Source organism: Streptomyces sp. NPDC006655 (assembly GCF_040703965.1).
GTDB lineage: Bacteria > Actinomycetota > Actinomycetes > Streptomycetales > Streptomycetaceae > Streptomyces.
This window is the reverse complement of record NZ_JBEYJU010000184.1, coordinates 1-7,971: the sequence shown is the minus strand read 5'-3', so window position 1 is coordinate 7,971 and position 7,971 is coordinate 1. Positions and strand designations below refer to the sequence as shown.

At 65.6% G+C, this 7,971-nt stretch carries 11 protein-coding genes; 8 read left to right on the top strand and 3 right to left on the bottom strand.

Annotated features, from left to right (window positions below; all coding sequences use genetic code 11):
- The first annotated feature begins 175 nt into the window (after positions 1-175).
- Positions 176-427: an SCO4226 family nickel-binding protein gene (locus AB0958_RS43700; RefSeq protein WP_366896052.1), complete on the top strand. Its 252-nt coding sequence runs from the start codon at positions 176-178 to the stop codon at positions 425-427.
- 39 nt (positions 428-466) lie between these two features.
- Here AB0958_RS43700 and AB0958_RS43695 read toward each other — a convergent pair whose 3' ends face one another.
- Positions 467-1,141: a hypothetical protein gene (locus AB0958_RS43695; protein ID WP_366896051.1), complete on the bottom strand. Its 675-nt coding sequence runs from the start codon at positions 1,139-1,141 to the stop codon at positions 467-469.
- Here AB0958_RS43695 and AB0958_RS43690 point away from each other — a divergent pair.
- From AB0958_RS43690 to AB0958_RS43660, 7 genes are all read left to right on the top strand, one after another.
- The gene (locus AB0958_RS43690) at positions 1,140-1,439 is read left to right on the top strand and encodes a hypothetical protein (protein WP_366896050.1); all 300 of its coding nucleotides are present in this window, start codon (positions 1,140-1,142) and stop codon (positions 1,437-1,439) included. The genes AB0958_RS43695 and AB0958_RS43690 overlap by 2 nt on opposite strands.
- A gap of 289 nt (positions 1,440-1,728) precedes the next feature.
- Positions 1,729-2,241, top strand: coding sequence for a DUF5959 family protein (locus AB0958_RS43685; protein ID WP_366896049.1), 513 nt, complete (start codon positions 1,729-1,731; stop codon positions 2,239-2,241).
- A gap of 133 nt (positions 2,242-2,374) precedes the next feature.
- Positions 2,375-2,497, top strand: a complete 123-nt coding sequence (locus AB0958_RS43680) for a hypothetical protein (RefSeq protein ID WP_366896048.1) — start codon at positions 2,375-2,377, stop codon at positions 2,495-2,497.
- A gap of 115 nt (positions 2,498-2,612) precedes the next feature.
- Complete coding sequence (locus AB0958_RS43675) at positions 2,613-2,999, top strand: type II toxin-antitoxin system RelE/ParE family toxin (protein ID WP_366896053.1); 387 nt, start codon at positions 2,613-2,615, stop codon at positions 2,997-2,999.
- Entirely contained in the window at positions 2,996-3,334 is a 339-nt protein-coding gene (locus AB0958_RS43670; RefSeq protein WP_366896047.1) for an XRE family transcriptional regulator, read from the top strand. Before AB0958_RS43675 ends, AB0958_RS43670 begins: the two co-directional genes overlap by 4 nt.
- 146 nt (positions 3,335-3,480) lie before the next feature.
- Entirely contained in the window at positions 3,481-3,612 is a 132-nt protein-coding gene (locus tag AB0958_RS43665; RefSeq protein ID WP_366896046.1) for a hypothetical protein, read from the top strand.
- Between the two features lie 1,334 nt (positions 3,613-4,946).
- Complete coding sequence (locus AB0958_RS43660; RefSeq protein ID WP_366896045.1) at positions 4,947-5,645, top strand: hypothetical protein; 699 nt, start codon at positions 4,947-4,949, stop codon at positions 5,643-5,645.
- 119 nt (positions 5,646-5,764) lie between these two features.
- Here the strand turns inward: AB0958_RS43660 and AB0958_RS43655 are convergent, their stop codons facing one another.
- Together AB0958_RS43655 and AB0958_RS43650 are read right to left on the bottom strand one after the other, a co-directional pair.
- Complete coding sequence (locus AB0958_RS43655) at positions 5,765-6,109, bottom strand: hypothetical protein (RefSeq protein WP_366896044.1); 345 nt, start codon at positions 6,107-6,109, stop codon at positions 5,765-5,767.
- 507 nt (positions 6,110-6,616) lie between these two features.
- On the bottom strand, positions 6,617-7,390 hold the full coding sequence (locus AB0958_RS43650) for a hypothetical protein (RefSeq protein ID WP_366896043.1): 774 nt from the start codon (positions 7,388-7,390) through the stop codon (positions 6,617-6,619).
- Between the last annotated feature and the right edge of the window lie 581 nt (positions 7,391-7,971).

Below are 7,971 nucleotides of genomic sequence, written 5' to 3'. Positions count from 1 at the left end.
CCGCCCGTGTCGGGGGCGGTGCGGTCGCGCGCGTGCCGTCCGCCCGTGTCGGGGGCGGTGCGGTCGCGCGCGTGCCGTCCGCCCGTGTCGGGGGCGGTGCGGTCGCGCGCGTGCCGTCCGCCCGTGTCGGGGGCAGCATGGAACTGCCCCGTGAAAGGTGAAGGAGGTGGCAGCCATGCCGCAGTTCATGGACGTCCACCACGGGATGCAGGGCATCACCGCCGACCAGCTCAAGGAGGCCCACGAGGCCGACCTGGCCGCCGAGAAGGACGAGGGCGTGCACTTCGAACGGGCCTGGGCCGACCCCGAGTCCGGCAACGTCTACTGCCTCTCCGACGGACCCTCGGCCGAGGCGGTCAGGCGCGTCCACGAACGCACCGGTCACCCGGCCGACGAGATCCACGAGGTCCCGCTGTCGATCTGGTGAGCACCGGCGTTCCGTGCAGCCGTCGAGGAGGGCGGGAGGTCACTCGTACCAGAGCCCGGGCAACGGCCCGCGCTTCCCGCCCGCCGGAACCCCCTCCATGCCACCGGCCTTCCCGAGGTCGCCCCGGATGTGCAGGTAGAGGGAGGGAGTCGGCAGTCCGACGGTCTGGATCCAGCCCCTGCCACGTACGTGCCCTGCCGCGATCAGCTCCTCGGCCTGACCGGGCGGCGCCGCGGTGCGCGCATAGCTCTGGCAGATCGTCTCGCCGCTGTCGGCGAAGGCGTAGCGGGCGGCGTAGGCGTAGTCCTCGTGGAGCCACACGTACAGCACGATCGGCTTGTCCAGGACGGCACGGAACCAGTCCGCCGCGAGCCGGGCGAGCCGGTCCGTCGGCCCCGTGGCGTCGAGCGCCCATGCGCTGGGGGCGTCCGGGAGGTGGAACAGCTGGTTGTGCAGCCGGTCCCCCCGGACACGGTCGCCGACCAGGTGCACGCCCAGGTCGACGAGGTGCAGCGGCGGCCCCGCCCGGTCGGACAGACCGACCGACGCCAGGAGCGCCCCCCAGTCGTCGGGGCGGCCGACCTCCCCGAACACGTCGGCCGGCGCCCAGCCCCGGCAGTACCCGTTCAGCCCCGAGACGAACTCCCGCTCGGCATCGGTGAACTCGAACTCGTCATCCGGGTCGTCGATCTCGAACCAGTCCTGCGTTGTCATGGACCGGACTGTACGAGGGCGGACGGCGCGCGCTCGACTGCTTTCGGCGGCCCGGCGACCGCCCCGGCCCGTCGGCTCACCTGCCGAAGCCCCCACGGGCGCCCGCTGGTCCAACCACGAGCACCGGGCCACCCCACCCGACCTGGAACCACACACCGGCTGGGCCATGGGCAACGCGGGCATCGTCCGCGAACTCCTCCGCTACGCCCGGCTGCGCCGAGGCGGTGCCCCCGCCTACGCGTTCACATGGCCGGACCAGCCACCGATCCGCACCGGGACCACCGACACCGCGGAGTGAGCCCACCCGCGAGGACGGCTCGCTTCCCCAGGGCTGCCACGCGGCACGCCGGGTAGCCGTGTCCCCATGCTGGCCTTGGTGTACAAGTCCTACGACGCGGCGACGACCGTCTGGGCCTTCGTGCTGTCGCTTCTGATCGTGCTCATCGCCGTTTGGTACATCCGGCGCCGCAGATGAGCGTGGCGCCCGCATGAGGAGTGCCCGCAAGCGCAGCAGGGCTCGCGGGGTCTGCGGCACTGCGGGCGGTCCGGCAGGATGCTCGGAGCATGTTGCTTCGGGGAGGGAACCCATGGGTCCGGCGGACGGCGTCATCGATCTGATTCACCTGGCCGACAGGCCTGGCACCAGCGGCCATCGTGTCTTCGTACGCGTCCTCGGACGTTTTCAGTCCGGGATCCTGACCGGACACGACGTCCTCGACTGCGAGATCGTCATCGTGACGGAAGCCGTCAACGCCACCTTCGCGGTGACCGTCCTCCCTGAGGACCTGGCGGACTGGGAGGACGCCTTGACGACCCTGGAATCCGGCCGGTTCGCCACCTGGCTCGATTCCGGAAGGACTCCCTCGATGAAGTTCAAGCCCGACCGGAGCGGCGGGCTCTGGGTGTCCGTTCACGACGGGCCCTCGTCAGGAGTGACCGTCACCGTCCCGCTGTTCGCGCCGTCGGAGACGTGGGCCGCCGAGCAGCGGGACCTGCTCGCCCGGGTCCGCGAGACCTACCCGCGCGAGGTCGTCGAGACGTCTCCCGGCGCCTACGAGTGGCGGCGCCCGGTAGCGTCGAAGAGCCCGGTCGGCAACTGACGCTCCAGAGATGACGCGGCTCAACCGAACTCTTGCTCTGCTTCCGGCCGGATCACTATGAGCTTGAGAAAGCAGCCTGGCACTGCGCAGTGATGCACCCCTCTTCCGCGTCCCACCACTCCTTGGCGACGCCATGAGTGAGCAGCCGTTGCGCCTTGGCGAGGTCGGCGGTGGGCGGGACGGCCAGGGCGACCACGCCGAAACCCGGCCGACGACAGTCAGCCACGACGCCTCGACCCGCAACCACTACACCTGAGCCATCAGTTTGGATAACCCCACCGGTGAAACGCCTGTGCCTGTGCCTGCTGCGGCCTATCCAGGTGTGCCGCACGTCGTCTGATCACCCCGCCGAAGTTAACACTTGCATTAACATGAGGCGCGTGGCTCAATGGGAAGTGGTCCTGGTCGAGGAGGTCGCGGCGTGGTTCGAGGCTCTGGCCGAAGACGACTGGGACAGCGCTGAACAGGTAGAAGACGCTATCGACATGCTGGCGGTCACAGGGCCGACGCTCGGCCGTCCGCTGGTCGACCGGATCAAGGGGGCCGAGAACCATCACCTGAAGGAATTGAGACCGGGCTCATCCGGGAGCAGCGAGATCCGCATTCTCTTCGCCTTCGATCCGGTGCGCCGGGCAGTATTGCTCGTGGCTGGCGACAAGGCCGGCAACTGGCAGCGCTGGTACGACAGCAATATTCCGCTTGCTGAGGAGCGGTACCGGACACATCTGGCCGATCTTGAAACCAGGGAGTACGAATGAGCACCGTGAGCTGGGAGGAGACCAAGCGCAAGGCTCGCGAGCGGCGTGCGGCCTCGGGGCTGCCGGTGCGGTCGCCTCAGGAGAAGCAAGCGGCCATGGACCGGCTGACCGCCGAAGTACGCGCTCACAAGCTTGCGGAGGTCAGGCGTGAACAGGCGTTGACTCAGCGCCAAGTTGCCGAATCGATGGGGGTCTCAGCACCTCGGGTTTCCGCGATCGAGCACGGTGAGCTGGATCGTGCGGAGGTCGCGACCCTCCGGGCCTACGTGGAAGCGCTCGGCGGTCGACTGCGCGTGGTCGCGGACTTCGGGGACGCGGAGTACACCGTCGCCTGATGCGCATGCCAAGACGGCACTGGCTTGCCTGGCGGAGTGTGACCGGTCAGAGTACCTTCGCCGAACAGCCGTGACCTCCGTCTTCGACGCCGCGGAACCGAAGCGACACGGCGGTTGCGTGGGTCGCTGGCTCCGGAGCCAGGGGGATGACGATGGCAGACGAGTACTTCATGCTGGTGTGCGACGACGTGCCCCATGACGTAGTTCTCACCGACGCCGGCGTCCGCGTGCTGGAGGTCGCTCAGGTCGTACGCCGGCTGACGGGGCTGAGCCTCTGACACAGCCGGCTTCTGACGAAGCAGATTCCCGCCGTGATCCTCGACGGCGCGCCTCGGGAAGACGCCACGGCAGCCGTGGTAGCCCTATGCGATGCCGGAGCCCAGGCAGAGACGAGAGAACAGCCGGAGCCGGACTTCCCGACGTCACGAGAGACGGCCCCATCACAGCAACAGGCCCCCTACGCACGGAGAACCCGCAGGTAGGGGGCTTGTGCGTGGGGGCTTACTTCTTCTTGCCCTGGGTCTTGCCGGGGATCTTGGTGAGCTGGGTTTTTGCTGGTCAGGAGCAGTGGGCTCGTGCGCCTGGTGGTCGTCTTTGGTCGTCATTGGCCACTGTCGAGCGACCTCGGACGGCCCAGGGACGGCCCAGCCATCCAGGCTCCGACTCAGTCTCTAAGTTCGCCAGCGCCGACCTATAGCGCTGCTCAGCACTTCGAACCAACTCACGCAGAGATACCGCAGCCTCCACAACCAGCCTCTTCGTCTCCTTAGGCGCTGAGGCCCCAGACCGTGTGCCACACGTGCGGGTCTCGGAGGCTGGCGCAGCGCGGGTGCCCGACTCTGGCCGCCACCGCCGTGTACGTGGCAGAAGCCGTTCCAGCCCGCAGAGTTCCGGCATGCTCGCCCTTGCCGTGTCACAGCAGCACAACGCCCCATGAACCGATTCTGACGTGGCCAGGGCGAGCAGGTGCGCCAGTTCGGACCTTTGGTTGTGACAGCTGTGCGGCCCTACGCTCACGGCAATCAGCTTCGGAAGCTGCGGGATTTTGCGGCGGGTTGGGGCGCTGACCTGTGCGAACGGCCATGGCGCCGCCCCGTTGGGCTTGACTGCGTTCACCGTGATTCCCGGCTGTTCCCCGCCTGGCCTGGTGCGCTTGTGGTGCGAGCCGCACAGTGTCAGAGGTCGTGCTCTTGGGGAGCGTTGTCAGTGCTCGTAGCTAGGGTCTCTGACGCGCGGTCGGCTTCCGAGGTGTCCAACTCTGTAGAGCAGCTGCATCCCCGGCTCTGTTGGGGGTGGCCCAGGTACGACCTGGGACCTAACCAACGGTCGGGCTTCGTTGATGGCCAAGGAGATGCCTGCCAGCGCCGGCCGCGCACTGAGTACGGCACTTGCCGCGTGAGCAGGCGGTCGCTTTCCAACTGTGGTGGTGGCCCCGGGAGCCTCGGACGGGGCCATTCACCTGCGTTCATGGGCGGCCGGATGTCTGCGTGGCTACGGCGTTCGGTTTCGTCTGAACGACCGTGAACGGCGCTGAATGAGACGGAAACTGAGACGGAAGAGGGCCGAGCTTCGCTCCTGACGCGGTGGCTGTCCCGCGTGCCATCATCTGCACATGCTCAAGATCCCCGGATACGAAGGCGGCCCCTTGGTCCGGGGCGACGCCTACCTGGACGACCCATTGTTCTGGCCTGTGCACCTCGGCTCCTGCCTGCGTGGGGAGGACGCACAACGAGCCGCGTTCGGCGCCGACTGGGATGCGGCTATGGCGCTGTATCGCACGCTGTCCGCCGAGCATGAGTGGCCGGTGTTCAGTGTGCCGCTGCGCTCCGGTCACACCATCTACGTCGTCTACCGCAACGTCGTGGACGGATGGGGCGTGGACTATCTGATCCATCAGCCAGCTTGGTCCGAAGCGGAAACCCTCGCTGTGGTCGACGGTCACTTTATGGGGCCCGGCATGGCCTGGCCGGAACTGCTGTCCGCTGCTCGGCGGTCGGCTACAGAAGGCATTGGTGATGCTGACGCCCGTCTCTTGCTGCTCTTCCCCACACTCGGCGACGCGCTGCTACCCGACGATGCTGCCGCGGCCCTCACCCCTGCGCTCGCCGCTCTCACCCTGATCGAAGAGCCCGCCGAGGTGGCACGGATGCTCCTTGAGAACCAGGGCCAATGGGCTCCCGCTCGGTGGAGGTCGGCAGGCGGCGTCTGGATCAACGACGGTGGGCACTCCTACCGAAACCCAAGCAACGCCTTCGCTCTGTCCGAGGGGCGCCTTCTGGAGATCAGTAGTGCACTAAACGGCGGGAGCTGAGCACCGCTTTAGGAGTTCGCTCCGAGGCGTCTCCCTGGCCGTCAAGCCAACTGGACAGGTTCCGTCGAGGAGCGCGCCCGACTGCTGCTGTCTGCTGTCGTTGATGTCAAACATGGATGTCAGCGAGTCGCTACCACCCTCCGCCGAAGAGCGGCTGCAATGCCCGACGTCACCGCGAGGATGCCGCCGAGGCTTGCCAGTGTGGTGGTCGCGTTCTGAAACAGCTCTTGCCTGAGCCTTGCCCAACGAGCGCTCCAGAAGATCATCTTGATCTTCTGCCACTTGTGCTGCCGAAGGTGACAGCCCATAAGGACTCCGTGACTGTTGTTGCGGCAGGTGCCGCCGCGTCCCTGGGCTCCGCACCAGACGGGCACGTTGAAGAAGAAGTAGAAGGTGCTGACCGCGGACAGGGCCTGGAGCACGACCGGTCCAAAGTCGAAGGTCAACCAGCCCGCGATCAGCACCGCGAAGACGATCCAACCCCCATAGTTCCCGAATCCCCTCATACGCGTTCATGATTCGGATCCGTCAGCACCGAGGGGGCGGCGCGGTGGGGGCGCACGGTAGCAAGCCGGTGCGCTAGGCGAGGCGCGCTGTGTGGCCGGCCTGAGCAGCCGATCTACGGACCATCGGTCCTGCCGACCAGCAGGAAAACCCGGAAACAGCGCATCTCGATCCCATGGAACCGTTGTTGACCATGGTCGGTGTGTGACACGGCCGTGTACGCCCCCTGCCCTGCGCTTGTCGCAACTTCTTGCGCAACTGGGTGACACCAAGCGCCGAGGCCGTGCACAATGCTGCTACTTGGCAGCAGCGCGACTCCCTGCGTCCACCGCCCCGAAGCGGGCATGACTTGAGGGAGTCCGTAATGGAACCGATTTTCCTGCTGCTCATTGCGCTTGTCTTGATGATTGCGCGTGAGAGGTAGTTAAGTCGCGCCAAGTATCGAGGGCCCCCTGTGGGCCCTCGATTTATTTCCTGAAAACATCACTGGCGGCAGAAACTAGGGTGCCGATTGTGGCCAAAGCTGCTACCGGGATACCGATTGCGGCGATCTTCTCCGAGGCGGTAAGGCGTGCCCACCAAGATCCTGTAGGAATCGATCCATCAATCAGCAGGCGCGCCCTAGATGCCCTCTCTTTGAACACCTTGAAGAGGACACCCAAGACGCCAACAGCCAGCATCGCGCCAATCGCCGCGTTTATGTACACCTGATTGCCGCGCGCGGCCTGTGCCTTCTTTATGCATTCCTCTGCCGATTCGACATGCCCTCCACGCGTCAACCAAAGATAACCAAAGATGCAGAAGAATGTTAGAAATGCCAAGGATACCTTCATTTCATATTTGGGTGAACTCATAGCCGCGCCGTGAGCGGTCAGGAAGGCCTCTAGTCTTGCTGTTTGGCCGTATACCCACGTCGAGTCCGCACCGGCGACATTCAGCTCCGCTCGCTCTTTGTCAAGCGTGATGGTTACGGATCGCTCCCCTGAAGGGGTTTCCGCTTTGAGGGAGATATTGGTCCAATCGTGGCCGACTTCCGGCGTGCCAGTTCTAACAGCCGCCACTAGCTCCGTAAGGGTCGCTTCCCAATACCGCGTGTTGCCCGCAATGGTGGAAATCTGGACTCCGCCGGGCGGTATCCCGTCGGAAGCCACAGCGAACAGGCGATCCAGATCATCGCGACCGAGTCGACATTGGTAATAGACCTTGCGCAGGTCCGTCTGCTGGTTTGATGACGTCGCCATACGAGTGATGATGCCGCGAGGCAGGAGGCACTGTGGCCCTTGTGATCGATTCGCTACAAAGAACGGTCACCTTGCTCGCGTAGGGCGGCGGGGTCCCAATGCCCGAGTCAAGGCGACGTGCGCCGGCCGATGGTGTGCACGGCGCCCGGCCTGAGCCGAGGCTTTGAGGCCTCGCCTCATCCTTATAAGGTTGATCACGAAGCATCGTCGACACCGGTAACCGCCTCTGCGTTTCGGCGAGTGGTCCGCTGAGGTTCGGTGCTGACCGCCGCTGTCCATGGCTGTTGGTGTCAGCAGCTGTTGTCACCCGCGGGACGCGGTCTTGACAAGCGACTCTGATGCCGTGAACGGATGGTCAGTCAGAGTCTTGGCTCGAACCGGCCTTGCCCGCATCGCCGCGTGAAGAGGGCTTCGATCGTCTGGCCTTGAACTGCTCGTACTGGTTTGTGAAAACGTACATGTAGTCGAGCAGGGCCTCAGCAAGAGCTAGGTGTTCTGTCCACGGAGGTTGGTGACGCAGTTCTCGGCTGAGAGATCTTGAAATGGGTGAGGGCCTTCTGGCCTGGTGTGGATTGCGACAT

What these genes read in the sequence shown, in the direction of transcription:
- AB0958_RS43700 (WP_366896052.1), top strand. Translation starts at nt 176, where the DNA reads ATGCCGCAGTTCATGGACGTCCACCACGGGATGCAGGGCATCACCGCC.
- AB0958_RS43690 (WP_366896050.1), top strand. Translation starts at nt 1,140, where the DNA reads ATGGACCGGACTGTACGAGGGCGGACGGCGCGCGCTCGACTGCTTTCG.
- AB0958_RS43695 (WP_366896051.1), bottom strand. Translation starts at nt 1,141, where the DNA reads ATGACAACGCAGGACTGGTTCGAGATCGACGACCCGGATGACGAGTTC.
- AB0958_RS43685 (WP_366896049.1), top strand. Translation starts at nt 1,729, where the DNA reads ATGGGTCCGGCGGACGGCGTCATCGATCTGATTCACCTGGCCGACAGG.
- AB0958_RS43680 (WP_366896048.1), top strand. Translation starts at nt 2,375, where the DNA reads ATGAGTGAGCAGCCGTTGCGCCTTGGCGAGGTCGGCGGTGGGCGGGAC.
- AB0958_RS43675 (WP_366896053.1), top strand. Translation starts at nt 2,613, where the DNA reads ATGAGGCGCGTGGCTCAATGGGAAGTGGTCCTGGTCGAGGAGGTCGCG.
- AB0958_RS43670 (WP_366896047.1), top strand. Translation starts at nt 2,996, where the DNA reads ATGAGCACCGTGAGCTGGGAGGAGACCAAGCGCAAGGCTCGCGAGCGG.
- AB0958_RS43665 (WP_366896046.1), top strand. Translation starts at nt 3,481, where the DNA reads ATGACGATGGCAGACGAGTACTTCATGCTGGTGTGCGACGACGTGCCC.
- AB0958_RS43660 (WP_366896045.1), top strand. Translation starts at nt 4,947, where the DNA reads ATGCTCAAGATCCCCGGATACGAAGGCGGCCCCTTGGTCCGGGGCGAC.
- AB0958_RS43650 (WP_366896043.1), bottom strand. Translation starts at nt 7,390, where the DNA reads ATGGCGACGTCATCAAACCAGCAGACGGACCTGCGCAAGGTCTATTAC.